Below are 23475 nucleotides of genomic sequence, written 5' to 3'. Positions count from 1 at the left end.
CGGGGGTCCGCCGGGGCTCACACCGCCCGGTCCGCGATCCTTCCGCGGTCGACCTCGATGCGCCGCGTGGTGTGCACCGCGTCCAGCATCCGCCGGTCGTGCGTGACCAGCAGCAGGGTGCCCGTGTACGAGGCGAGCGCGGACTCCAGCTGCTCGATGGCCGGCAGGTCGAGATGGTTGGTCGGCTCGTCCAGGACGAGGAGGTTGACCCCACGGCCCTGGAGGAGGGCAAGGGCGGCCCGGGTGCGCTCCCCCGGCGACAGGGTGCGCGCCGGGCGCAGCACATGCGCCGCCTTCAGGCCGAATTTCGCCAGCAGGGTGCGGACATCCGCGGGCGAGAGATCCGGTACGGAGGCCCGGAAGGCGTCCATCAGCGGCTCGTCCCCCAGGCTGTGTCCACCGAAAAGCTGACCACGCGCCTGGTCGACCTCGCCCACGACCACCCCCGGGCCGAGGGACGCCTGCCCGGCGTCCAGCGGCAGCCGGCCGAGGAGCGCGGCGAGCAGAGTGGACTTGCCGGAGCCGTTGGGGCCGGTGATGGCGACCCGGTCCGCCCAGTCGATCTGGAGGTCCACCGGCCCGAAGTGGAAGTCACCGCGGCGGACCTCGGCGCCGCGCAGGGTCGCCACCACCGCGCCGGCCCGCGGCGCCGCGGCGATCTCCATCCGCAGCTCCCACTCCTTGCGTGGCTCCTCCACAACGTCCAGCCGCTCGATCATGCGCTGGGTCTGCTTGGCCTTGGCGGCCTGCTTCTCGGTGGCCTCCACCCGCGCCTTGCGGCCGATCTTGTCGTTGTCCGGGGCCTTGCGGCGGGCGTTCTTGACGCCCTTCTCCATCCAGTTGCGCTGGGTGTGTGCGCGGGTCTCCAAGGCGGCCCTGGTGTCGGCGTACTCCTCGTACTGCTCGCGCGCGTGCCGCCGGGCCCGCTCGCGCTCCTCCAGGTACGAGGTGTAGCCGCCGCCGTAGGTGTTGACCTGCTGCTGGGCGAGGTCGAGTTCCACTACGCGGTTGACCGTACGGGTCAGGAACTCGCGGTCGTGGCTGACCAGGACGGTGCCCGCGCGCAGCCCGGTGACAAAGGACTCCAGCCGGTGCAGGCCGTCCAGGTCGAGGTCGTTGGTGGGCTCGTCCAGCAGGAAGACGTCGTAGCGGGAGAGCAGCAGCGACGCGAGCGAGGCGCGGGCGGCCTGGCCGCCGGAGAGGGACGTCATCGGCTGGTCGAGGCTGATGGTGAGGCCGAGCTGGGCGGCGGTCTCCTCGGCACGGTCGTCGAGGTCGGCGGCGCCCAGCGCGAGCCAGCGCTCCAGGGCGATGGCGTAGGCGTCGTCCGCGCCGGGCCGTTCGTCGACCAGCGCCTGGGTGGCGGCGTCGAGGGCGGTCTGCGCGTCGGCCACGCCCGTGCGCCGGGCGAGAAAGGCCCGTACGGACTCTCCGGGGCGGCGGTCCGGCTCCTGCGGGAGGTGGCCGACGGTGGCGGTGGGCGGGCTGAGCGCGAGCTTGCCCTCCTCCGGGGTGTCCAGCCCGGCGAGCAGCCGCAGCAGAGTGGACTTGCCCGCACCGTTGGCGCCGACTAGGCCGATCACGTCGCCGGGTGCGACGACCAGATCGAGACCGGAGAACAGGACGCGCTCGCCATGGCCGGCGGCGAGATCTTTGGCGACAAGAGTTGCTGACATCAGGCCGTCGATCGTATCCGGCCCGGTCATCGCCCCGCCCCCTAATATCCGGGGCATGGAACCGGCTCTGAAGACGCATGTCAGCGACGGCACTGCGACCGTCACGATCAGCAATCCCGAGAAGCGCAATGCGATGACCGTGCGGATGTGGCGGGAGCTGCCGTCGCTGCTGGAGCGGCTGGCGGGGGACCGTGCCGTGCGGACCCTGGTGCTGACGGGCGAGGGCGGGACGTTCTGCGCCGGGGCGGACATCGGGACGCTGCGGGACCCGGCGGGTGAGTCGCAGGGCCTGGCGGTGGTGGCGGAGGAGGCGCTGGCAGCCTTCCCCGGGCCTACCCTGGCGGCGATACGCGGCTATTGCGTGGGTGGCGGCGCCCAGTTGGCGGCCGCCTGCGATCTGCGGTTCGCCGAGGAGGGGGCGCTATTCGGTGTGACGCCCGCGAAGCTGGCCGTCGTCTATCCGGCGTCCGCGACCCGGCGCCTGGTCCGGCTGGTCGGCCCCTCCGCCGCCAAGTACCTGTTGTTCTCAGGGGAGTTGATCGACTGTGCGCGGGCGCTGCGCACCGGTCTGGTGGACGAGGTACTGCCCGAGGGCGAGCTGGACAAGCGGGTCACCGAGTTCACGGCCGTACTTGCGAGCCGGTCGCTGCTGACCCAGACCGCGGCGAAGGAGCTGGCCAACGGGACGTGGGACGTGCCGCCGGCGGAGGCCGAGGAGCGGGGTGCGTACTGGGCCGCGCAGGCGCGCGAGAGCGGCGACACCACGGAGGGTGCCGCCGCCTTCCTGGAGCGCAGGGCGCCGCGCTTCACCTGGCCCGCGGGCTGACGCCGGGCGGGAGCCTGCGCGGGCCGGCTACTCCTCCCCCGCCAGCACGAACCGGCTCCGCTCCCGCATCATGGCGGTGATCTCGGCCGGGGCCTTGTCCGGGGCGCCCGCGTCGTAGGGCGGCTGCGGGTCGTATTCGATGCCGAGCTGGATGGACTGGGCGACGACGTCCCCGGCGATCCGGCCGGCCAGTGCCAGTCCCATGTCGATGCCGGACGAGACGCCCGCCGCCGTCACGTACTTGCCGTCGAAGACCACCCGCTCCCCGGTCGGCTCGGCGCCGAGCGCGGGCAGCTGGTCCAGTGCGAGCCAGTGGGAGGTCGCCCGGCGGCCCTTGAGGAGGCCCGCGGCGCCGAGGATCAGCGAGCCGGTACACACCGAGGTGGTCCAGGTGGTGGTGGCGTCCACGGCACGGATCCACTCGTGCAGCGGGCCGTCCTCCATGAGCGCGAGCTGGCCGGGACCGCCCGGTATGACGAGGATGTCGGGCGAGGTGACGTCGGACAGCGCGGCATCGGCGGTGAGCGCGAGCGAGCCGAGGTCGTTGCGGTACGGGCCGGTGCGTTCGCCGACGAAGACGGTCTCCGCGCCCGGGAGGCGGCCGAGGGTTTCGTAGGGGCCGACGGCGTCCAGGGTGGTGAAGCGGTCGTAGAGGAGGATCGCGATCTGCATGGTGGGGTCCTGTCGGTGGTGGTTGGTGGCAAGTGGTCAGTGGTCAGTGGTTGGTGGTTGGTGGTTGGTGGCCACTGGTTAGTGGTTCACCGGCATGTGGTCGGTGCCGGTGGTCACGCACCGGTGGTCGGCCGTTGGTTCACAGCGCCGGACGCGCCGGCTGGAACCGGCGGCGGTATTCGGCCGGGGCGGCGCCGAGGGCCTTGATGAAGGCGCGGCGCATCGCCTCCGGGGTGCCGTAACCGCAGTGGCGCGACACCTGCTCGATGCCGTCGACGGTGTCCTCAAGTCGCCGCCGGGCGGCCTCCAGTCGCACCCGGTCGACATAGCGCCCCGGTGTCATACCGACCTCGTCTCGGAACGCGCGGGCGAAGTGCCGTGGTGACAGGCCCGCACGGGCCGCGAGTGCGTCGACGGAGAGGTCGGCGGCCGGGTTCTCGGTGATCCACTGCTGGACGTCGCGCAGTGGCCGCCGCTCCGCGGTCTGCGCGGAGAGCTGGGCGCTGAACTGGGTCTGGTTTCCGGGCCGGCGCAGAAAGACGACGAGATGGCGGGCGATGGTCAGGGCGAGGCTCCGGCCCAGGTCCTCCTCGACCAGCGCCAGCGCGAGATCGATACCGGCCGTGACGCCCGCGGAGGTGGTCAGATCGCCGTCCCGTACGTAGATCGGCTCCGGGACGACCCGGACGGCCGGGTAGCGCTCGGCGAGTTCGTCGCACAGCGCCCAGTGGGTCGTCGCGCGGCGGCCGTCCAGCAGCCCGGCCTCGGCCAGCAGCAGCGCGCCGCTGCACACCGAGACCTTCCGGCGGGCGCGGGGGGCGTGCGTCCGCAGCCAGTCGATCAGCCGCGGGTCGGGGTGGCGGGTGCCGTCGCCGCCGGGCACCAGGAGGGTGTGCGGCGGTTCGGTGCCGGCGAGCGCGCGGTCCGGGGTGAGCGTCAGGCCGCTGGAGGTGCGGACCGGTCCGCCGTCCAGGCTCGCGGTGCGGATCCGGTAGGCGCCCGGGACACCCTGGTTCGCACCGGCGAAAACCTCGACGGGGCCGGTGACATCGAGGCTCTGGAGGCCGTCGAAGAGGACGACCAGCACATCGCGCTGTTCCATGCCATCCATCCTGGGCAGTCGTGAGGATGGCGGCAATGACGAATTACCCACCTTTGCTGCCATCAGAGCGCCATCCAGGCCGGGCCGCACCGGAGGGACCCTCCCCCTAGCCTCATACCGAGCGGTCGGTAACCTGCTGCCATGACTGCTACGAGCGCACTGCCCGAGAACGCGGGACGTCACTGTCACAACGCCATCAACCCGTTCCACTCCACGCACTACTTCGCGCCCGAGTTCCCCGCCGAGCTGGCCAAGCTCGGCCTGGAGAACCGCAGCGCCGCGTACTTCGCCGCTCGGGGCGCGGCCATGGGCGCGGTGGGACCGGGCACCATTTCGGCCACCTTCTACAACTTCAACCACGAGCTGATCGCCCAGCACGTCCCGCACATCTGGTCGGTCACCTCGCCCGAGGCCGTCCTGGAGGCGCGGCTGCGTGCCGTCGACGTCAGCCTGCGCCGGCTGCTCGGCGACGAGGCCGTCGCGTCCCCGGAGATGGCCACGGCCGCGAAGCTGGCCCTGCGCGCCACCGAAGCGTGCACCCGCCACGCCCGGCCGCTGTACGCCGCGCACGCCGATCTGCCGGTGCCCGAGGCGCCGCACCTCGCCTACTGGCACGCCGCGACGCTGCTGCGGGAACACCGCGGTGACGGCCATCTGATGGCACTGCTGGACGCCGGACTGGACGGCCTGGAGGCGCTGGTCTCGCACGTCGCCACCGGCCGCGGGATGAGCTACAAGGGCATCATGGCGACCCGCGGCTGGGCGGAGGAAGACTGGGCGGCGGCGCGGGAGCGACTGCGCGAGCGCGGCATCCTGGACGCCGAGGGCGAGTTGACCGAGGCCGGCGTACAGCTGCGCGAGAACCTGGAGACCGCCACGGACCGGCTGGACCGGGCTCCGTACGAGCACTTGGGCGCCGAGGGCGTGGCCCGGCTCAGCGAGCTGGCCGCCGGCTTCACCACGGCCGCCATGAACGCCGGGGCGTTCCCGGCGGCGCTGTTCGGCAAGGGCTGAGCCACCGTCCGGGGTGCCGGGGGTGCGTGCGGCGACTCGCACTCCGGCGCTCCCGGCCGGGCGGTGCGACACTCCGGCCCGCCACCCGGCACAATGCAGGCTCAAGCAAGCGCTGGAAGGCAGGTCAGGATCAACGTGACGGCATCCACTGAGCCCATCGGGACGCTCGGGTCCATCGAAGCGAGGATCGCCGGGGAGCTCGGCGTCAAGGAGCGGCAGGTGAAGGCCGCGGTCGAACTGCTCGACGGCGGCTCGACCGTGCCGTTCATCGCGCGCTATCGCAAGGAAGCGACCGAGATGCTCGACGACGCGCAGCTGCGCTCGTTGGAGGAGCGGCTGCGCTATCTGCGGGAGCTGGAGGAGCGGCGGACCGCGATCCTGGAGTCCGTACGGTCCCAGGGCAAACTGGACGCCGCCCTGGAGGCGCAGATCCGCGGCGCCGACTCCAAGGCGCGGCTGGAGGACATCTACCTCCCGTTCAAGCCCAAGCGGCGCACCAAGGCGCAGATCGCGCGGGAGGCGGGCCTGGAGCCGCTGGCCGAGGGGCTGCTGAGCGACCCGTCGGTGGAGCCGGCGGCCGCGGCCGCGGCGTTTGTGGACGCGGACAAGGGCGTCGCCGATGCGGCCGCCGCTCTGGAGGGCGCGCGGGCGATCCTGACCGAGCGGTTCAGCGAGGACGCGGATCTGATCGGCGAGCTGCGCGAGCGGATGTGGTCGCGCGGGCAGGTCGCGGCGAAGGTGCGCGACGGCAAGGAGGAGGCGGGCGCGAAGTTCGCCGACTACTTCGACTTCGCCGAGCCGTTCACCGAGCTGCCCTCGCACCGGGTGCTGGCGCTGTTCCGCGGCGAGAAGGAGGAGATCCTCGACCTCGCGCTGGAGCCGGACACCGAGCCGGTCGAGGGGCCGTCGTCCTACGAGCGGTCCATCGCGGGGCGGTTCGCTATCGTCGATCGGGGCCGTCCGGCCGACAAGTGGCTCCAGGACACGGTCCGTTGGGCCTGGCGCACCCGGGTGCAGGTGCACCTCGGGATCGATCTGCGGCTGCGGCTGCGGCAGGCCGCCGAGGACGAGGCGGTCCGGGTCTTCGCGTCCAATCTGCGTGATCTGCTGTTGGCGGCGCCCGCCGGGACGCGCGCGACGATGGGTCTGGACCCGGGTTTCCGTACGGGTGTGAAGGTCGCGGTCGTGGACGCCACGGGCAAGGTGGCCGCCACGGAAACGATTTATCCGCATGTGCCGCAGCAGAAGTGGGACGCGTCGCTGGCCACCCTGGCGCGACTGGCGCGCGAGCACGACGTGGAGCTGATCGCGATCGGCAACGGCACCGCCTCCCGGGAGACGGACAAGCTGGCGGCCGATCTGATCGCCGCTCAGCCGGAGCTGAAGCTCACCAAGGTGATGGTGTCCGAGGCGGGCGCCTCGGTGTACTCCGCCTCCGCGTTCGCCTCGCAGGAGCTGCCGGGGCTGGATGTGTCGCTGCGCGGCGCGGTGTCCATCGCGCGCCGGCTCCAGGACCCGCTGGCCGAGCTGGTGAAGATCGACCCGAAGTCGATCGGGGTCGGCCAGTATCAGCACGATCTGTCCGAGGTGAAGCTGTCGCGCTCTCTGGACGCGGTGGTCGAGGACTGTGTGAACGGTGTCGGTGTGGACGTCAACACCGCGTCCGCGCCGCTGCTTTCGCGGGTGTCGGGCATCGGCTCGGGCCTGGCGGAGAACATCGTCGCCCACCGGGACAGCAACGGTCCGTTCCGGTCCCGTAAGGCCCTCAAGGATGTGGCGCGGCTCGGCCCGAAGGCGTACGAGCAGTGCGCGGGCTTCCTGCGGATCCGCGGCGGCGACGACCCGTTGGACGCCTCCAGCGTGCACCCGGAGGCGTACCCGGTGGTGCGCCGGATGGTGAAGTCGGCGGGTGCCGAGGTCGGCTCGCTGATCGGGAACACGACGGTGCTGCGCTCCTTGAAGCCCGCCGATTTCGTCGACGACTCCTTCGGTCTGCCGACGGTCACCGACATCCTTCAGGAGCTGGAGAAGCCGGGGCGCGACCCGCGTCCGGTCTTCAAGACCGCGACGTTCAAGGAGGGCGTGGAGAAGATCGGCGATCTGCAGCCGGGGATGCTCCTGGAGGGCGTGGTGACCAATGTCGCCGCCTTCGGGGCGTTCGTGGACGTGGGTGTCCACCAGGACGGTCTGGTGCATGTCTCGGCGATGTCGAAGACGTTCGTCAAGGACCCGCGGGATGTGGTGAAGCCGGGTGACATCGTGCGGGTCAAGGTGCTCGATGTCGACATTCCCAGGAAGCGGATCTCGCTGACGCTGCGGCTGGACGACGAGCACGGCAAGGGCGCGTCGGCGGGCGGCGGTGAGCGCCGTGGTGGCGGCGAGCGCCGGGGCGGCAACGGCGGCGGACGCGAGGGCGGTCGTGGTGGCGCGCCTCGGCAGCGGCAGGGCGGCGGCGCACCGCGCGGCGGCGACCGGCGTGGCGGCCGCGATGCCGGGCCGGCCAACGACGCGATGGCCGACGCCCTGCGGCGGGCCGGACTCCTGGGCAAGGAGCGGGGCGGCCGCTGATGCGGGACGACGGCGACCGGCAGCAGCGGGAGCGACTCTCGCTGCTGCTGGGGCTGGTCGACGCGGCGCAGGCCGAGCGGGTACGCGACCGGCTCGGCCTCGCCGCGGATGACGGGGCGGAGCGGGAGGTCCCCCTGTCGGAGGTCCGCGGGGTCCTGAACCGCTGGTCCGCGCACAGCTTCATGCTCTGGATGCTCGAATGCGATGATCCGGACATCAACCGCGAGGTGTACGCCTCGGAGCCGGCGACCGCGGCCATCCGGCGGGACATCCTCCGGGGCGTCCCGTTCGGCCCGCATCCGGGGCCCGTCGCGGTCCACGAGAGCATCGCCGGCGACGAGCCGCCGCACATCCCGTTGGCGGACAGCCCGCACGGCGTCGTCGGCGAGCTGCGCCGGGCCCGCCGGATGAGCCAGGGGCGGGGAGCCGCGATGGCGGTGACACGGGGCGACTGGGAAGCGGTCGCCGCCGCGGACCGCGCGGAGCCGCTGCCCGGGTACGCCCGATGGAACCTCGCCATCCGGATCGACTGCCCGCCCGCGCTGCGCGAACAGTTCGGCTCCCATCCGAAGTTCCGCCATCGGCTGCGGAGCGCGGGCATCATGGCCGGCCCGTGGGATTTCGTCTCGCGCTGCCGCTCGCCGCAGCGTGCGCTGGAGGTCCTGGATGTGGGACGCCGGGCGTTCCCGCACCGGATGCCGGAGGCGCTGGACGTCCTGCGGCCGCTGGTGCGGACGGAGTTGGGCGGGCACCCGGAAGCCTGGGCGGTCTTCGCGCAGCTGCTGCCGACGTTCGACGGGACGCTGCCGGAGCTGGTGAGGACGGCGGGGGCGATCGCGACGGCCGGGGTCTGACGGCCGCGGCCACGGCGGCCGGCCTGGTGGGGGGGGCGGGGCGGCTGGATTCGAACCAGCGTCTTCCGCGGTTTTGGAGACCGGGCTCGTCTGCCTCTGCGTTACGACCCCGCCCCTTGCCGACAAGCTTAATTGTCAGTGGCGCCTGATACGAATGGGGGCGGCTGAAAACGGGGGTGGGACATGACTTTCGACAGGGCTGCCGACGTGGCTTCCGCTCTGGCTCTCGACGCGAAGACCGCGGGGCACCGGCCGGTGGTCGACCTGACCGACCGGAGGGCGCTGGAGAGTTGGCGGCCGGCGGCGCCGGGTGTGGTGGCGGAGGCGCGGCGGCTGAAGGAGGCCGCGCTGCTGGATTTCGGGTTGACGGACTCCGTGGTCGCGTCATGGATCTATGCGAAGTGCCATCATCAGATCCCGACGACGGCGGTCGCGACGGCCGCCGTGGTGGCTTCGGGGGACGGCACCTGCCCGCTGCTCTACAACCCCGACTTCTTCGTCCAACTCGGCCTGGAGGGCGTGAAGTTCGTCCTCTTCCACGAGTCCCGTCATCTGGTGCACCGGCATCTGTTCGCCGATCAGGAGCTGCGCGAGGACCCGGTCTTCACGATCGCCGCAGAGGTCTCCATCAACCATGTCGCCCTGGTGCGGCTGGGGCGTACGAGCCTGCCGCTGATCGACGGCGAACCGGTGGGCGTGGATCCGTATGCGATCCATGAGAGCTATGTCGCCGACCTTGAGGAGCAGGGTCTGGCGCCCCTCGGCTATGACGACTTCGTCGAGACGGATATGAGCGTCTTCGCCGAGCTCAAGAGGATGCGGCGGCCGCCGGTGCCCGCCGCGTCGTGTGTGCATCTCATCGATCCCGGGATGGCGGGCGACCAGGAGACCATCGATGAGACGGTCTCGTCCGCGCTGCTCAATGCGCTGCTCGCCGCGCGGCGCGGGCATCCGGGCGCGGAGCAGGAGTTGCTCGACCTGATGGACCGTACGGACGGGACGTCGGAGCGTGCGAGCCGGGTGTGGGGCCGGCTGGGCGCGGGGGCGCTGCGCGGCGAGACGGCCCGCACAGGGCAGGTGGACTGGTGGCAGCGCTGGCTGGTCGATGTCCTCGCCTCGAAGTTGAGGGAGGGCGAGCGGCTGGTCTATCCGAAGAAGCGCGGCGCCCTGCTGGCCGCTCTGGGCCATGATCCGATGCTGTCGCGGCGCGGGCCGGTGCGTGAAAAGGTGCTGGTCATCGCCTATGACACCTCGGGGTCGATGCCTGATGGGGTGGTGTCCTGGCTGACGGAGCTGGTGGGCGCGATCGACGGGGTGGAGGCGCACTGGCTGTCGTTCGACGGGGTGGTGATGCCGTTCAAGCCCGGTGAGCGGGTTTACGGCGGCGGGGGCACCAGCTTCCAGGCGGTGGCCGATTACGTCGAGGGCCGTACGGCAGTGAACGGCGCGTACTTCGACGAGATACCGGACGCCGTCGTGATGCTCACCGACGGCTATGCCCCGCACCTCACCCCCGCCGAGCCGGACAAATGGATCTGGCTGATCACCCAGGGCGGCGACGACTGGCCCGACCACCACAGCACGCCGATGGCCTGCCATCGAGTGACGACAGGAGACCGATGAGCACGACCACGCCGACCGCTTCCGCGACGCCGATCGGGGCTCCCGCGCCGACCGGTGCTGCCGGACCGACCGGGGCTGCCGCGCCGTCAAGGCGAGCGCGCTGGCGGGTGAGCGCCACCTACCCCGAGCCGCCCGAGGGCTGGACGGGTGTGTCCCGGCTGGAGTCGTTCATCGACGCGATGATCGACATGGGCCAGACCGGCCAGGTCTTCGGCGAGCACGGCATCGGGAAGACGGCGACGTTCTTCTCGTATCTGCCCAAGGCGTATCCCGAAGCCGAGCTGGTCTTCGTGCCGGCCGCCAATCTCACGCCGGACGATCTGCTCGCCAACGCCCCGGTGCGTGACGCCAGGACCGGTGAACTGGTGCTGCGGCAACTGGTGATGAGCCAGCTCCGGCCGGGCAAGCCGTTCGTCCTGCTGATCGACGACTCGCTACAGGCCGGTGCCACCATCCAGTCACAGCTGATGCAGATCGCCTGCAACTGGACGCTGGGCGAATTCGATTTGCGGGCGCTGGGCTGCATCGGGGTCTTCCTGACGGACAACGAATCCTTGGCGGAGACGGCGGCCCGGCGCAGCGATCTGGCGGTCCTGGACCGGATGGTGACGATCCGGCTCACCGCCAATGACACGTCCTGGCGGCATGAGCTCGCGGCGAAGTACCGCGACTGGAACCTGCGCGAGGTGTTCACCACCTGGTCCACTCTCAGCCCGGCGCTGCGCGAGCTGCTCTCGCCGCGCACCATCGACCACATCCTGGCCAACGCCCGCGAGGGATTCCCGCTGAGCTGGGGTCTTCCGCTGGTCAACGGCGAGCGGCTGCGGCTGGTCGAGACCCGGGCCGACGGGCGGCGGGGGAAGGACCGTACGGCGGAGATACTGGACCGGATCGCGGCCGCGGTCGGGGCCGACAATCCGGCCACCATCCCCGATCCGGTGCGCGCGGTGGTGCGCGCGGCGCTGCGCAACCGCTGGTCGGTGCTGCTCCAGGGTCCGCCGGGCTGCGGCAAGACGGAGCTGGTGCGGGAGACGGTCCGCGAGGGTCTCGGCGGTCGGGAGCCGCTCTACTTCTCGATGCCGGTGACCAATGTCGAGGACCTGTGCGCGCCGATTCCGACCACCGACGGTGCGCTGGAGAACCTCCTGGCGGGGCCGTTCCTCGGGCCGGAGCCGAAGGCGATCGTATGGGACGAGTACAACCGCCCCAAGGACAAGGCGGCGTTCGCGAAGCTGATGGAGATCACTCAGGAGTGGTCGCTGGCGGGGCGCCGGATCGAGAATCTGCGGGCCCAGATCGCGGTGCAGAATCCGCCGTACCACCTTGGCCGCAAGCTCCTGGTCGCCCGGAACAACATCGCGCAGGCGACCCGCTTCACGGCTTCTCTGATGGTCGCGCCCGGCGACATCCCCGCCAATGAATGGCTGATCGCCAAGTACGGCGCGGTCGCGGAGACGGTCCTGGAGTGGTGGAAGCACGATATCGACGAGGACGGCCGGGCCTGGATCACCAAGCGCACCATCGAGCGGCTGATCAAGCTCCATGAGCGGGGGCTGCCGCTGGAGATGGGCACGGTCTATCTGGGCGACGGCGAGTACGCGCCGGTGCCGCTGACCGCCCTGATCGACCGGCTCAACGAACGTCCGGTGACCGGGCTGCGGGAGATCGCCGAGGACATCGACGCCTGGGAGGCACGGCTGCGGAAGGCGGCGGCCGCGTCGAGCGAGGGGACGAACGACACCGACGTGGTGCACCAGGTGCTGGCCAACGCCGAGTTGTCCCAGTTGAAGAAGCATCCGAAGGTCGTCGCCCGGCTGGTGGCCCTGCTGCCGCCGAAGTTGCGCTCCACGTACCTGGTCGGTGCGTCGAGCGAGGTGCAGCGGTTCTGGATCGAGACGTTCGCGTCGATACCTAGGGGGTGAGCGGGTCGTCGTCCGCAGGTGCCGCGGGGGTCATGGCGGTACGGTGCACGCTGCGGACGGCGGCCACATCGGCCGGGAGAGGCGGCCGCGGCGGCAGTGGGGCGGCCAGGGCGTTCAGTCGGCCGCGGACGGAGCCGGCGATGCCCTTGCCCAGGAGGTAGCGGGTGGGGGTGGCGGCGTGCTGTGCCCCGTCCAGCAGGCGGTGCGCCTCCCGGCTGCGCATACCGGTATGGGTCAGTACGAGATGGCTGAGCCGGTGGGGGCGGCCGTCGCCCAGTGTGGCGGCGATGGTGTGGGCGGCGGCTTCGTCGATCCGGTTGTCGGCCGCACCGAGCGCCCCGGCGGCTCGTACGCGCCCCAGGTCGCACACCTCCACCCCGGCGACGGCAGCGGCGGTCACCAGCTGTGCGGCGGCTTGCGGCCCGATGCCGTTGCTGGCGAGCGAGATCCGGTTGAGGCCGCCGTACGGCGCCCGGGTCAGCGCCTCCGCCAGCAGCAGGGCACCCCCGTCGCCCAGCCGCGCCGCGGAGACGTACAACTCGCCGACCGCTCCGGCCGACAGCAGCCGGGACAGCGGCTCGGCGCCTTCGGGGCCGAGGGGGTTGCCGCCGAGGTAGAGCCGGTGGACGCGCCGGCCGGAGTGCGCGGCGGCCAGCAGCGCCGTGCACAGCTCCGTCAGGCCGGGCACGTCCAGACCGGTCTGGACGAGGTCGAGCGTGCGCAGCGTACGCGCCGACTCGACCAGCCCGGCGGCCGCCGCGCCACCGCCCGCGCCGAGCGGATTGCGTTTGAGCCACAGCCCGGTCACCACCGACGGGGACGCCTTGAGCCGGTCCGCGATGCGGCAGGCGCCGCCGGAGGTGATGCCGTTGCAGCCGAGATAGAGCGTCTCGACCGCCGCCTCGGCGGCCTTGCCTGCGACCGCCCCGGCACCCGCGTCGCCGAGCCCGTCGGTACCGAGCAGAAGGTGACGCACCGGCCCGGGGCGCAGTGCGTCGGCCACCAACTCGGCACCTTTCGGCCCGAGTTGCTGTTTGCAGAGGTCCAGTCGCCCGTCGGGCAGCGCGGTCCCGGCCGGAAAGTCGGTCCGTTCGCCCGCCACGCGACCGTCCCGCAACCAGGCGAGCAGCGGCGCCAGGTCGGCGACGGGCCGCGGCACGGGCCCTGACGCCAGGTGAGGGGAGGCCTCCGGTTGGCGCTCGGGGTGCGCCTCCGGCCGGGTCTCCGGCTGGGACTCTGGCGGCGGCTCAGGCTGGGACTCTGGCTGGTGCTCCGGCTGGGGTTCGATCACCACTCCGCCTCCCGGTAGTCCTTGAGGAAGACGCCGGCGACCGGGTCCCCCGCCTCGCCCCGCACGATCGGGTCATAGACGCGGGCCGCGCCGTCGACGATGTCCAGCGGGGTACGGAAACCGGCCTCGGCGATCCGGTCCTTCGTTGGCAGCGGGTTCTCGTCGGTGATCCACCCCGTGTCGACGCTGCACATATGGACACCCTGAGCGGCGAGTTCGGGGCCGCTGGTGCGGGTGAGCATATTGAGGGCCGCCTTGGCCATGTTGGTGTGCGGATGGCCGCCGGTCTTCCTGCGCACGGTGAACCGTCCCTCGACGGCGGTCACATTCACCACGTAACGGCGGGGGTGCGGCGAGGCGAGCAGCAGCGGCAGCAGCCGGTCGCAGAGCAGGGCGGGCGCCAGCGCGTTGACCAGCTGGGTCTCCAGCAGCTCAGCGGGGTCGAGCTCCCCGATCCGGGCCGACCAGGAGTTGACAGGCGCGGGGTCCGGCAACAGGCCGGCCTCGTCCACGGTGGCGGGGCGACCGGAGATGTCACGTTGGCCCGGAAGGGCCTGGGTACCCGAGAGTCCCTGGGATCCTGGGAGGCTCTGGGGCCCCGGCGCGCTCGTAGGCAGCACGAGTTCCAGGGCGCGCGCGTTCTCGGTCGCGCCGGTCAGCGCCAGCTCGGTACGGAACCCGGGAGCGCAGCGCACCAACTCGCCCTCCCCCTGCGGCAGTTCACCCCGCTCCCCCGCCGCAAGCAGCGCATACGACTCGGGCGGCCGGCGTACCGTCTGCGCCGCGTTGTTGACGAGGATGTCCAGCGGCCGCCCCTCGTCCCGCAGTTCCTGGCACAGGCCGAGCACCTGGCGCGGGTCGCGCAGGTCGATGCCGACGACGGTGAGCCGGTCCAGCCAGTCGCCGCTCCCGGGCACGGCGCGGAACCGGCGCACGGTGTCCTGCGGGAAACGCGTGGTGACCAGCAGCTCCGCGCCATCGCGCAGCATCATCAGCGCCAGCTGGAACCCGATCTTCACCCGGCCGCCGGTGAGCAGCACCCGACGCCCGGTCAGATCCGTACGCGCCGAACGGCGCGCGGTGTTGTCCGCGGCACAGGCGGGGCACAGCAGGTGGTAGAAGGAGTCGATCTCTCGATAGAGCGACTTGCAGACATAGCAGCGCCGTGGACGGGACAACTCGCCGCTCTCGCCGACCCGTTCGTCCAGCGGTGCGTCCTCGCGCCGGTCCCTCGCACCCGTAGCGGTCGCGGCGAGCACCGCCGCGTCGGCCATGGCCTGCTCCCGCTTGACCGCCTTGCGCCGGGCCAGCCGCCCGTCCCGCACGAACGAGCCGACGACCCGCTCTGCACGGAGCCGCACCGGATCGTCGACGGGCAGCGCCCGCAGCCGTGCGACAGTCCGGTCGAGGGCGGCGAGCTCACCCTCACTGACGCCGCCATCGGAGCCCCCACCGACGGCGACGCCTGCCCCACCGACCTCGTCTCCGCAGACCTCTGGTCCAGTGACCTCTGGTCCAGTGACCTCTTGTCCAGTGACCTCTTGTCCAGTGACCTCTTGTCCGGTGACCTCTTGTCCAGTGGTCTCTTTTCCACCGGCCTCGTCCTGGCTGCGCCAGCCCACCCCAGCCCCCATGAAGCCCTGCCCCTACCCCTGCCCCCGTGGCCGCGCGCCGTTCCACGACCTGCCCGATCACCCTATCCGAGCAGGCGTTCGCCGCCGTAAGGGATATTTCCGCAGGTCCGCGCGGCTGACGAAGCGCGGCCGATGAGTATCGGCGGCAGTAGCCGTCTATCTCTCCGACAGCCCGGGAACACACCCACGGCACACCACCAGAGGACGAGAGCCATGCGGAAGATCATCAACGCCACCTACATGACGCTCGACGGCGACATCACGAACATGCAGGACTGGCATTTCCACTACTTCGGCGAGGAAGCGCGGCAGGCCGCCGCAGCCCAGCTCTCCGGCAGCGATGCGCTGATCATGGGCCGGAAGACGTACGAGGCGTTCGCCGACGCCTGGCCGCAGCGGGCCGGTACGGACGAGTTCGCCGACCGGATGAACAGCATCCAGAAGTACGTCGTCTCCTCGACGCTGCGCGACCCGGCTTGGACGAACACCAGCGTGGTCAGCGGTGATGTCGTGGCCGAGGTACGCGATCTCAAGGCGGGCCCCGGCGGGAACATCCTCCAGTACGGATTCGGCCCGGTCACCCGGCTGCTGCTGGACAACGGCCTGCTCGACGAGCTCCGCATCTGGCTGCACCCGGTCCTGTCGGGCAAGGCCGCGCCGTCGGAACTCCTCTACCGCGACGGCCTACAGACGGCGTTCACGCTGAACGGCACGGAGGTACACAGCACCGGGATGGTCATCCTCAGCTATTCGCCACGGCGGCCCGCCCAGGGGTGAGGAGCCGAGGACTCGGAGCCGGGAGTGGGAGCCAGGAGTGGGAGCCAGGCGGGAGGAGCTCAGCGAAGAGGCTTCAGGCACGAGACGGTGGTGCCGCCGGGGCCGTACTTGAGGTGGGCGTACAACTCACCGTCGGCGCATGTCGACCCGGCCTTCTCCAGCCGGCGCGTCACCTTGTACTGGGCGTCCGTCGCACCGCAGTCCGTGACCTGCAAGTCCTGGTCTTCCCAGTCGCCGTCATTGCGCACGCAGGCGCCGATGGCGAGCGTCGGTGCCTTCTCGACGCCGGGCCCTGCGCGTCCCTGGTCGCCGCCGGCCAGCAGGCCGATGACCATCAGAACCGGGATCGCGACGGCGACAAACACCATCGGCACAAGGAAAAGGAGGGCCTCCGGACGTCGCAGCAGGGTCTTGCCCGGATCGAGCGGGGGCCGGAAACCCCCCGTCGGCGCGGCGAGCTTGCGGAAGCGGCCCGCGGGGCCGATGTTCATCAACAGGGTGAGCGGAGTGATGGCTACGGACAGTGGACCCCACCAGCCCTGCCACAGCGTCTTCGCGGACATGTCGCGGACACTGGCGAGCCCGCAGTCGCGGCAGAACGCTCCGCGCCGGCTCAGGAACCGCATCAGGACGAGGAAGCCCTGGTGACCGCGCACGGTGGCGGGCACGGCGGGTAGCGCCCCGCAGATACCGCAAGCGGGCGAGCCCGGTGACGGGGCGTACAGGCCGTGCGGCTGCGGCGGATAGGGGCCGGCCTGCGGCGGAGCCGTGTACGGCCCCGACTGCTGCGGGTATGGGGTGCCCGCCTGAGGCGCGGCGTATGGGGCCTGCGGGGCGTACGGCTCGCCGACGCCCGGCGCCTGCTGCGGGGCGTAGGGACCGCTGATCTGCGGGGCCTGCGGCGATATGTACGGGCCGGGCGGCTGCGGCCCGGCGTACGGACCGGTGCCGTGCGGTGGTGGCGGGGTAGCCACAGAGATCCCCCTCAGTCTCGTGGTCGTCACCGGACACGGTGACGCCGGAAACCCTAGCCCGGCTCGGCTCGGCCACCGCGGCGGGCCGTCGTCGCACCAGGCACCCGGGCTTCCTCGTCGTCCCGGCTAAGGCCTGCCCGGCTTCGAACGCGGACAGCTCGTCGAATCGTCGAACGTGAGTGGGCTCAAGCCTGATCCCCCGTCGAGGCCTGGGACCTGGGGCCGATACTGTGCCGTCGTGATCGATCCCGCGCAGCGCCCGCTGCTGTTCCTGGACGTCGACGGAACGCTCCTGCCCTACGGCGGAGCGAATCTGCCGTCAACCCTCGAACAATGGGGCCAGTGGCAGCATGTATCCAATCCGCAGCTGGCCAAGCTCGTCCCCGCACACGGCTCACGCCTGCTGGCGATGCCCTGTGACCTGATGTGGGCCACGGCGTGGATGCACGATGCCAACGAGGTGATAGCCCCGCTGCTCCGCCTGCCGAGGCTTCCGGTGGTCGACCTGCCGGACGCGCCGGAGGAGGATGAGACGGGCGTGCTGCACTGGAAGACGCGCACTCTCGTGGAGACCGCGGCCGGTCGCCCGTTCGCTTGGGTCGACGACGAGATCAGCGATCTCGACCGCGCATGGGTCGAAGCACAGCACCCCGGACAGGCCCTGCTTCACCGCGTCGATTCTGCGACCGGACTCACCGACACCGACCTCGCCCTGCTCGACGCCTGGGTGCAGAACGTCGCCGGAGCCGCGTGACCCACAGTCTTTGATACGAAAAGCCGCGCGCTTCAACTTCGCGTTGCGGCGCGCGGCTCGCTGGCTACGCTGTCGCGATGACCAGAAAGGTGACCAGCAGGAAGACCAGCAAGAAGAGGCCGCGGTGAGCCAGTCCTACGACATGGGCGAGCAGACCTTGTGGAACCCGTCGAACGGCGCGTCCCGGTTGTTCCTGCGCCACGTGGCGGTCTACGAGGCCGAACTGGAACTGCCGTCCGGCATCGGGCCCATGCAAGCCGACGAGTGCCAGATCGACCCCACCGCCTTCACAGCGTTCGTCGACGCCCTGCTGGCACGACACCGCGGAACGAGCCATGCCGTCATGGTCGCCCTGTCCGAAGGATTCGTGGCCACCCTGCTGGTACTCGCAGAGAGGGCAGGCATCGAGGTGAGCTGGAGGTCGGCCAGCTTCGCCACGGACAACGAACGCAGGGACGTCCAGGTGCCGGCGCCTACGCCCCCTGACCAGGAAGCGTGGGCGGCCGCCCTGCACCGGAAGTCACACGAGCTGGGCCGTTTCATGGCCTGCTGAGCCCTCGTCCACCAGGCTCGATCCGGACGAGTAAGCCAGCGTCGGAAACGATGTCCGAGGACCACCTGTGGCCGCGGCGGACCCGGCGTGGCGCGGTAGGACGCGCCACGCCGGGCTGGAGCGCAGCCCACGAGCCCGGTCCGTCGCGAACCGCCCGCCCCCGCGGGGTCACCTCAACTGACGGACTTTGAAACGACCTTGACCGGGTTACGGCGCCCCGCCTGCGGAACGCTCTGCCCTACCGCCGGCTCCTGCGCCGGCCCCTGCGCCTTCGCTTCGGCCTTCGCCTCGGCCGCGTACTTGTCGATGTACTCCTGCTCCGACAGCTTCATGATCGCGTACATGATCTCGTCCGTGACCGCCCGCAGCACCTCGCGGGACTCTTCCATCCCCTTGTACCGGGAGAAGTCCAGCGGCGCCCCGAAGCGGATCGTGAGAGGAGTCAGACGGGGCAACCGCCGTCCCGTCGGCTGGGCTTCGAATGTGCCGATCACCGCGCACGGGATCACGGCCGCACCCGACCCAAGCGCCATCGCGGCCACGCCGACCCTGCCCTTGTACATCCGCCCGTCGTGCGAGCGTGTCCCTTCCGGGAAGATGCCGAGCAACTCGCCCGAGCGCAGCACCTTCAGACCCGCCGCAACCCCGGCCTTACCGGCGCCCTGCCCCGAGCGATCCACCGGTATCTGCCCGCAGCCGCGGAAGAATCCGCGGGTCAACGCGCCCTTTATGCCGCGCCCGGTGAAGTACTCCTTCTTGCACAGGTAGGTGAGCTTGCGTCTGGTCACCGTCGCCGTCAGAAACTGGTCGCAGAACGACAGATGATTGCCCGCGATGACCGCCGGGCCTGTCTCCGGAATGTGCTCCATCCCCTCGACCCGTAGCCGGAAGAGCCACCGGAACAACGGCACCAACAGCACGACCCTGACAAAGCAGTAGAGCATGGCAGCGATCCCTCCCTCATGACCCCCGTTCCTGGTGAACTCGCGCCGACGCACAGTACTTCTTGGTAGGGATCACGTGGAGAGTGCCGATTGAGCCACCGCTGGCAGCGGTAACAAATCTGCCTTTGGTCGCGCCTCAGCGATCATGCACCCCGGGCCGCGGCCCCGGCCGTAATTCGCTTGCCCTGGCCACTGGTCATCGCTGCACTGTGGCCGGGACACCACGACTCGTGGTGCCGGTATTTCGAGATTTCGAGATTTCGAGGAGCAGCGGCGGCAATGGAGATTCGTGCCACGACCGATGAGGACCTCGACGTCTTCGTCGACACCGTCCATGCCGCGTTCGGGCGCTTCCCGGAGACCCCGATCGAGGGCGGCGGGCTCTGGTGGTCGGCGCTCGAAATGGACCGCGGCCTGCTCGCCCTGACGGCGGACGGGCGGCCCGTCGGCACCGCCGCCGCGCACTCCTTCGAGCTCACCCTGCCCGGTGAGACCCTTGTCCCGGCCGCCGGGGTGACCGCCGTCGGCGTCCTGCCCTCGCACCGGCGGCAGGGCGTGCTCAGCGCGTTGATGCGGCATCAGCTCGCCGAGTTGCGTGGCCGCGGGGAGTTCCTCTCCGTGCTGCTGGCCTCCGAGGCGCAGATCTACGGCAGGTTCGGCTACGGACCGGCGACGTACACGGCGCGGCTGACGGTGCCGCGCCACAAGGCCGCCCTCGCCGTTCCCCGGGCGCGCGGAATGGCCGACGCATCAGCAGCCGGCTCGGGCACCGGCCCGGACCCCAGCTCGGTCGAGGTGCTGCGACGTGCCGAGTGCGGAGAGATTCTGGAAGAGGTCTACGACCGGTATCGCCGGGCCCAGCCCGGCGCGCTTTCCCGGCCGCACCGCTGGTGGGCCTTGCGCGCGGGGCAGCCCCCGATCTCGCCGGCGCCGCGCTACGTCGCCGTTCACCGGGACGCCGACGGCGTCCCGGACGGGTACGCCAGCTACTCGATCGGCCAGCCCGAGACCTTGACGGTCGACGAGACCATCGCCACCGACGACACCGTCTTCACGGCCCTGGCCAGGTTCGTACTCGGACACGACCTAATCTCTCAGGTCGTGTTCAAGCACGTCCCGCCCGAGCACCCGCTGCGCTGGCAGTTCGCGGACTTCCGCGCCGGCAAGGTGAGCGGCGACACTGACTGGCTCTGGGTACGGTTGCTGGACGTCCCACGTGCTCTGACCGCGCGCGGCTGGTTCATGGACGGCGAGCTCGTCCTCGACGTCCGAGACCCGTTCCTCGGCGAGCACGGCCGCTATCTGCTGACGGTCCGGGACGGCAAGGCCGACTGCGTCCCGACGGGTCGGGAGCCCGATCTGTCCCTGGACGTGGGCGACCTGGGCTCGGTCTACCTCGGCGGCACCGCCCCGAGCACGCTCGTGCGTGCCGGACACATCCGGGCCCACAGTCCGGGCGCGGCCGCCCTCGCTGACGCCCTCTTCCGCGCCGAGCGCTCCCCGCACTGCCTGCACTGGTTCTGACCGCGCGCCCGGCGACCCTGCGCCGGTCTCGTCAGCCGGGCTACAAGCCGGCCGCCTGCCCATACCAGGGTCCCGCGCCAAAAGGCGGCTGCATCACCTCACCGCCAGTCCGCCCCAACGGCAATGGCGCGAACGAGACTTGGCGCACCTCGTTCGAACCCGGATCGCGAGGCCGGCCATTGTTCAACTCCCCAGCGCGCCAGCTCGTACCAGTTCGTCAGGGTGTCGCGGTGGTCGGGGCCCAGCACCCGTAGCCGGACGGACAGCACCTCGGCGAGTCCCCGTACCGCGGCGGCAGGGTCTCCCGCCTCGCCACGCCAGCGCGCCAGTTCGTGCCGAGTCGTCAGTGTCGTGGGGCTGTTGGGGCCGAGCACCCGCTCGACGTCGGCCAACAGGGCTGCGAATTCTTCTGCCGCGGCGGCAGGGTCTCCCGCCATCCCTCGCCAGCGCGCCAGCTCGTGCCGGTTGATCAGGGTGTCGCGGTGGTCGGGGCCCAGCACCCGTCGCCGGTCGGACAGCACCTCGGCGAGCTCCCGTACCGCGGCGGCGGGATCGCCCGCCTCACCGCGCCAGAGGGCCAGCTCCTGCCGGTTGGTCAGCGTTCCGCGGTGGTCGGGGCCCAGGACGCGTTGCCGGTCGGACAGCACCTCGGCGAGAACCCGTACCGCGGCGGCGGGATCGCCCGCCTTTCCTCGCCAGCGCGCCAGCATGAAGCGGTTGGTCAGGGTGTCGGGGTCGTCGGGGTGGTCTGGGTCGTCGGGGCCGTCGGAGCCCAGGGCCTTTCGGCGGGCGGACAGCACCTCGGCGAGTTCCCGTACCGCAGCGACAGGGTCTCCCGCCTCACCACGAAGGACTGCCAGGTTCTGCCTGCTGGTCAGGGTGTCGGGGTGGTCGGGGCCCAGCACCCGCTGGAGGACGGGCACCAGGTCGGCGAGATCTACGAGGGCAGCCGCCGGATCGTGCTCGCCCCTCAAGGAGACCAGGTTCTGCCTGCTGGTCAGGGTGTCGGGGTGGTCGGGGCCCAGCACCCGCTGGAGAGCGGGGACCAGGTCGGCGAAATCCGCTGCGGCACCAGCGGCATCCCCCGCTATGTGGCGCCAGAGCGCCAGGCTTTGACGTCCTGTCAGCGTCTCGGCGTCGTCGTCGCCCAGCGCTCCCTTCAGGTCGCGCACCACCTCGGTGAGTCCGTGCACCGCGGCGGCGGGGTCACCGGCTCGACCGCGCCAGAGCGCCAGCTCGTACCTGCCGACCAGAGTGGTGTGGTGATCGGGGCCCAGCACCCGCTCCAGATCAACTACCAGGTCGGAGAAGCCGGCCACCGCACCGGCGGGATCACCCGCTCTGCCGAGTTCCTGTGCACCGTGAAAGCGGCTTTCCAGTGTGCGGACCTCTTGTCCGTGACTCCGGTTGCGGAGGCGGATGTGGCGAGCGACTGCGTTCTGAGTGAACTGCTGCGGTTCGGGGCTGCCTCGCTCGCGCAGACGATTCCGGGCCCGGCGCCATACGTCGTCCAGGCTGATGGTCTCCCCCGCGTTGGTGATGCCGTGCTCGAGGACGTCGATCAGCTCTCCGGTGAAATCCGGAAACGGCGCGCCTGGCGTGGCGAACGAACGCTGGGTGGGTGGAGCCGAGGTGAGTATGCAGTCGCCGTAGTCGTCCTCATGTCCTGTTATGCCGACGGTCGGCCCCATGATCGGGGCTCCGTCCGTGCGTTCGGGCTCGTCCAGGGCGCGCGCGAGTTCGGACCGGGTCGGGTCGCCGGTGGCGGACATGCTGCCGGCCAGGCCGCTGTAGCAGCAGTCCAGCACCGTGACCCGACGGCGTGCCCGGTAGCCGACCTGCCGCAACACATCGCGCAACACGCGGTAGGAGAGGGTTCCGATCTGGGGGTAGTCCGCGTCGGCCCCTTTCAGCGCGAGGAAGAGCCGTTCTTCGCGATCCCGCAGACCGTGTCCGGCGAAGTACACCACTAGGGAGTCCGTGGCACCTTGTGCCGCGTCCCGGACCGCTCCGAGTACGTCCTCCGCGGTGGCGTCGGCGGGCAGCACCGAGACATGCCCGGCGGGCAGCCCCCAGATGGTCGGGTCGCCTAACAGGGTGGCCAGGCGGCTTGCGCCGGTCTCCGCCGCGGGCAGCGGTGCGAGGTCGGGATGCGTGTAACTGCCGACGCCGATCAGAACCGCCCGGCTTGCCGCCGGCGCGGGAACCCTCATTCGGTGCCCACCTGCGCGGCATCTCCTGCCGGACGCTCGGGGGCATGAAGTGCATCGGGATCGCGTCCGGTTGCCCGGCCGTCCAGGGCTGCCACAACTCGGGCGACGTCGTCTTCGGTACCGTCCTCGACCGTCACGCGGACGCCGTCACTCTCGATCACCATCCGCGCTGCGCGCCTCAGGCGCGGCGGAAGGGAGGCGCGGAACGAACGATGGGCGTAGACCAGCGCGGCTGTCGAAAAGCCTGTGGAGACCACGAGGTTGAGCCACTCCACGAGGTCTGCGGACATGGCGCCGTCGGTTTGTTCTGGGCGGACCGGGCGGATCTCCACGTACTGGTTCACGCTGCGGTCCTGGGCCAGCCACTGAGCGAACTGCGCGGTCAGCCCCGCACCCACGTCCCCGTCGCGATCACCGCTGTCGATACGTACCCGCATACCGCCCCCAGTGCCCTTGGCGCGGACGCTTCCGCGCCCATCGCGCCACCCAACAGCGCGGTAGGCGGATCATCATCGTCCGCCACCCGTGCTGACAACATGACGGCACCAGATTAG

General features: G+C 71.0%; 19 protein-coding genes and 1 tRNA gene. 10 read left to right on the top strand and 10 right to left on the bottom strand.

Translation table 11 applies throughout. The annotated features are described in order from the left end of the window. Positions 1-17 precede the first annotated feature (17 nt). Positions 18-1676: an ABC-F family ATP-binding cassette domain-containing protein gene (locus FCH28_RS05375; protein WP_136738546.1), complete on the bottom strand. Its 1659-nt coding sequence runs from the start codon at positions 1674-1676 to the stop codon at positions 18-20. Positions 1677-1731: 55 nt separating this feature from the next. Here FCH28_RS05375 and FCH28_RS05370 point away from each other — a divergent pair, with 55 nt between their 5' ends. Beyond that, positions 1732-2502 carry an enoyl-CoA hydratase/isomerase family protein gene (locus FCH28_RS05370; protein WP_136738545.1) on the top strand — a complete coding sequence of 257 codons (771 nt, stop codon included), beginning with the start codon at positions 1732-1734 and terminating at the stop codon, positions 2500-2502. 27 nt (positions 2503-2529) lie between these two features. On the opposite strand, the gene FCH28_RS05365 is transcribed toward FCH28_RS05370, so the two are convergent. Both FCH28_RS05365 and FCH28_RS05360 read right to left on the bottom strand, forming a co-directional pair. Then, positions 2530-3174: a DJ-1/PfpI family protein gene (locus FCH28_RS05365; RefSeq protein WP_136738544.1), complete on the bottom strand. Its 645-nt coding sequence runs from the start codon at positions 3172-3174 to the stop codon at positions 2530-2532. Positions 3175-3313: 139 nt separating this feature from the next. Beyond that, entirely contained in the window at positions 3314-4276 is a 963-nt protein-coding gene (locus FCH28_RS05360) for a GlxA family transcriptional regulator (protein WP_136738543.1), read from the bottom strand. A gap of 141 nt (positions 4277-4417) precedes the next feature. Here FCH28_RS05360 and FCH28_RS05355 point away from each other — a divergent pair, with 141 nt between their 5' ends. The 3 genes from FCH28_RS05355 (at position 4418) to FCH28_RS05345 (ending at position 8712) form a co-directional block, all read left to right on the top strand. After that, positions 4418-5290 (top strand): SCO6745 family protein, encoded by an 873-nt coding sequence (locus FCH28_RS05355; protein ID WP_136738542.1) that lies wholly within the window; start codon positions 4418-4420, stop codon positions 5288-5290. Positions 5291-5425: 135 nt separating this feature from the next. Further along, on the top strand, positions 5426-7858 hold the full coding sequence (locus FCH28_RS05350; protein ID WP_136738541.1) for a Tex family protein: 2433 nt from the start codon (positions 5426-5428) through the stop codon (positions 7856-7858). After that, positions 7858-8712: a hypothetical protein gene (locus tag FCH28_RS05345; protein ID WP_136738540.1), complete on the top strand. Its 855-nt coding sequence runs from the start codon at positions 7858-7860 to the stop codon at positions 8710-8712. The genes FCH28_RS05350 and FCH28_RS05345 overlap by 1 nt, the downstream gene beginning before the upstream one ends. A gap of 34 nt (positions 8713-8746) precedes the next feature. On the opposite strand, the gene FCH28_RS05340 is transcribed toward FCH28_RS05345, so the two are convergent. Next, positions 8747-8825 (bottom strand) — tRNA-Trp (locus FCH28_RS05340). 70 nt (positions 8826-8895) lie between these two features. On the opposite strand from FCH28_RS05340, the gene FCH28_RS05335 reads away from it, so the two are divergent. Together FCH28_RS05335 and FCH28_RS05330 are read left to right on the top strand one after the other, a co-directional pair. Beyond that, a complete protein-coding gene (locus FCH28_RS05335; RefSeq protein WP_136738539.1) occupies positions 8896-10335 on the top strand; it encodes a DUF2201 family putative metallopeptidase in 1440 nt (479 codons plus the stop codon). Further along, a complete protein-coding gene (locus FCH28_RS05330) occupies positions 10332-12257 on the top strand; it encodes an AAA family ATPase (RefSeq protein WP_136738538.1) in 1926 nt (641 codons plus the stop codon). The genes FCH28_RS05335 and FCH28_RS05330 overlap by 4 nt, the downstream gene beginning before the upstream one ends. On the opposite strand, the gene FCH28_RS05325 is transcribed toward FCH28_RS05330, so the two are convergent. Beyond that, a complete protein-coding gene (locus FCH28_RS05325) occupies positions 12247-13416 on the bottom strand; it encodes a leucine-rich repeat domain-containing protein (RefSeq protein ID WP_169314057.1) in 1170 nt (389 codons plus the stop codon). The two genes, FCH28_RS05330 and FCH28_RS05325, sit on opposite strands and share 11 nt — an antisense overlap. Before the next feature lie 128 nt (positions 13417-13544). Then, positions 13545-15182 (bottom strand): SDR family NAD(P)-dependent oxidoreductase, encoded by a 1638-nt coding sequence (locus FCH28_RS05320; protein WP_136738537.1) that lies wholly within the window; start codon positions 15180-15182, stop codon positions 13545-13547. 213 nt (positions 15183-15395) lie between these two features. On the opposite strand from FCH28_RS05320, the gene FCH28_RS05315 reads away from it, so the two are divergent. Next, positions 15396-15959, top strand: coding sequence for a dihydrofolate reductase family protein (locus FCH28_RS05315; RefSeq protein WP_136738536.1), 564 nt, complete (start codon positions 15396-15398; stop codon positions 15957-15959). Between the two features lie 59 nt (positions 15960-16018). Here FCH28_RS05315 and FCH28_RS05310 read toward each other — a convergent pair whose 3' ends face one another. Further along, on the bottom strand, positions 16019-16933 hold the full coding sequence (locus FCH28_RS05310; RefSeq protein WP_136738535.1) for an LppU/SCO3897 family protein: 915 nt from the start codon (positions 16931-16933) through the stop codon (positions 16019-16021). Positions 16934-17171: 238 nt separating this feature from the next. Between FCH28_RS05310 and FCH28_RS05305 the strand changes: the two genes are divergently transcribed. Both FCH28_RS05305 and FCH28_RS05300 read left to right on the top strand, forming a co-directional pair. Next, entirely contained in the window at positions 17172-17687 is a 516-nt protein-coding gene (locus FCH28_RS05305) for an HAD domain-containing protein (RefSeq protein WP_342781576.1), read from the top strand. Between the two features lie 124 nt (positions 17688-17811). Then, positions 17812-18240 carry a DUF6086 family protein gene (locus FCH28_RS05300; RefSeq protein ID WP_136738534.1) on the top strand — a complete coding sequence of 143 codons (429 nt, stop codon included), beginning with the start codon at positions 17812-17814 and terminating at the stop codon, positions 18238-18240. Between the two features lie 173 nt (positions 18241-18413). Here the strand turns inward: FCH28_RS05300 and FCH28_RS05295 are convergent, their stop codons facing one another. After that, the gene (locus tag FCH28_RS05295; protein WP_136738533.1) at positions 18414-19184 is read right to left on the bottom strand and encodes a lysophospholipid acyltransferase family protein; all 771 of its coding nucleotides are present in this window, start codon (positions 19182-19184) and stop codon (positions 18414-18416) included. Positions 19185-19463: 279 nt separating this feature from the next. Here FCH28_RS05295 and FCH28_RS05290 point away from each other — a divergent pair, with 279 nt between their 5' ends. Then, a complete protein-coding gene (locus tag FCH28_RS05290) occupies positions 19464-20708 on the top strand; it encodes a GNAT family N-acetyltransferase (protein WP_136738532.1) in 1245 nt (414 codons plus the stop codon). A 98-nt stretch (positions 20709-20806) separates the two neighbouring features. Here FCH28_RS05290 and FCH28_RS05285 read toward each other — a convergent pair whose 3' ends face one another. Together FCH28_RS05285 and FCH28_RS05280 are read right to left on the bottom strand one after the other, a co-directional pair. Beyond that, positions 20807-22921: a caspase, EACC1-associated type gene (locus tag FCH28_RS05285; protein WP_136738531.1), complete on the bottom strand. Its 2115-nt coding sequence runs from the start codon at positions 22919-22921 to the stop codon at positions 20807-20809. After that, positions 22918-23358, bottom strand: coding sequence for an effector-associated constant component EACC1 (locus tag FCH28_RS05280; protein WP_136738530.1), 441 nt, complete (start codon positions 23356-23358; stop codon positions 22918-22920). Before FCH28_RS05280 ends, FCH28_RS05285 begins: the two co-directional genes overlap by 4 nt. Positions 23359-23475: the final 117 nt, after the last annotated feature.

The sequence above is a fragment of the Streptomyces piniterrae genome (genome assembly GCF_005048155.1).
GTDB classification, from domain to species: domain Bacteria; phylum Actinomycetota; class Actinomycetes; order Streptomycetales; family Streptomycetaceae; genus Streptomyces; species Streptomyces piniterrae.
This window is presented reverse-complemented; position numbering and strand designations above follow the sequence as displayed.

Excerpts from the sequence above, each read along its gene's own strand:
- FCH28_RS05375 (WP_136738546.1), bottom strand. The coding sequence starts at position 1,676 with ATGTCAGCAACTCTTGTCGCCAAAGATCTCGCCGCCGGCCATGGCGAG.
- FCH28_RS05370 (WP_136738545.1), top strand. The coding sequence starts at position 1,732 with ATGGAACCGGCTCTGAAGACGCATGTCAGCGACGGCACTGCGACCGTC.
- FCH28_RS05365 (WP_136738544.1), bottom strand. The coding sequence starts at position 3,174 with ATGCAGATCGCGATCCTCCTCTACGACCGCTTCACCACCCTGGACGCC.
- FCH28_RS05360 (WP_136738543.1), bottom strand. The coding sequence starts at position 4,276 with ATGGAACAGCGCGATGTGCTGGTCGTCCTCTTCGACGGCCTCCAGAGC.
- FCH28_RS05355 (WP_136738542.1), top strand. The coding sequence starts at position 4,418 with ATGACTGCTACGAGCGCACTGCCCGAGAACGCGGGACGTCACTGTCAC.
- FCH28_RS05345 (WP_136738540.1), top strand. The coding sequence starts at position 7,858 with ATGCGGGACGACGGCGACCGGCAGCAGCGGGAGCGACTCTCGCTGCTG.
- FCH28_RS05335 (WP_136738539.1), top strand. The coding sequence starts at position 8,896 with ATGACTTTCGACAGGGCTGCCGACGTGGCTTCCGCTCTGGCTCTCGAC.
- FCH28_RS05330 (WP_136738538.1), top strand. The coding sequence starts at position 10,332 with ATGAGCACGACCACGCCGACCGCTTCCGCGACGCCGATCGGGGCTCCC.
- FCH28_RS05320 (WP_136738537.1), bottom strand. The coding sequence starts at position 15,182 with ATGGGGGCTGGGGTGGGCTGGCGCAGCCAGGACGAGGCCGGTGGAAAA.
- FCH28_RS05315 (WP_136738536.1), top strand. The coding sequence starts at position 15,396 with ATGCGGAAGATCATCAACGCCACCTACATGACGCTCGACGGCGACATC.
- FCH28_RS05295 (WP_136738533.1), bottom strand. The coding sequence starts at position 19,184 with ATGCTCTACTGCTTTGTCAGGGTCGTGCTGTTGGTGCCGTTGTTCCGG.
- FCH28_RS05290 (WP_136738532.1), top strand. The coding sequence starts at position 19,464 with ATGGAGATTCGTGCCACGACCGATGAGGACCTCGACGTCTTCGTCGAC.
- FCH28_RS05285 (WP_136738531.1), bottom strand. The coding sequence starts at position 22,921 with ATGAGGGTTCCCGCGCCGGCGGCAAGCCGGGCGGTTCTGATCGGCGTC.
- FCH28_RS05280 (WP_136738530.1), bottom strand. The coding sequence starts at position 23,358 with ATGCGGGTACGTATCGACAGCGGTGATCGCGACGGGGACGTGGGTGCG.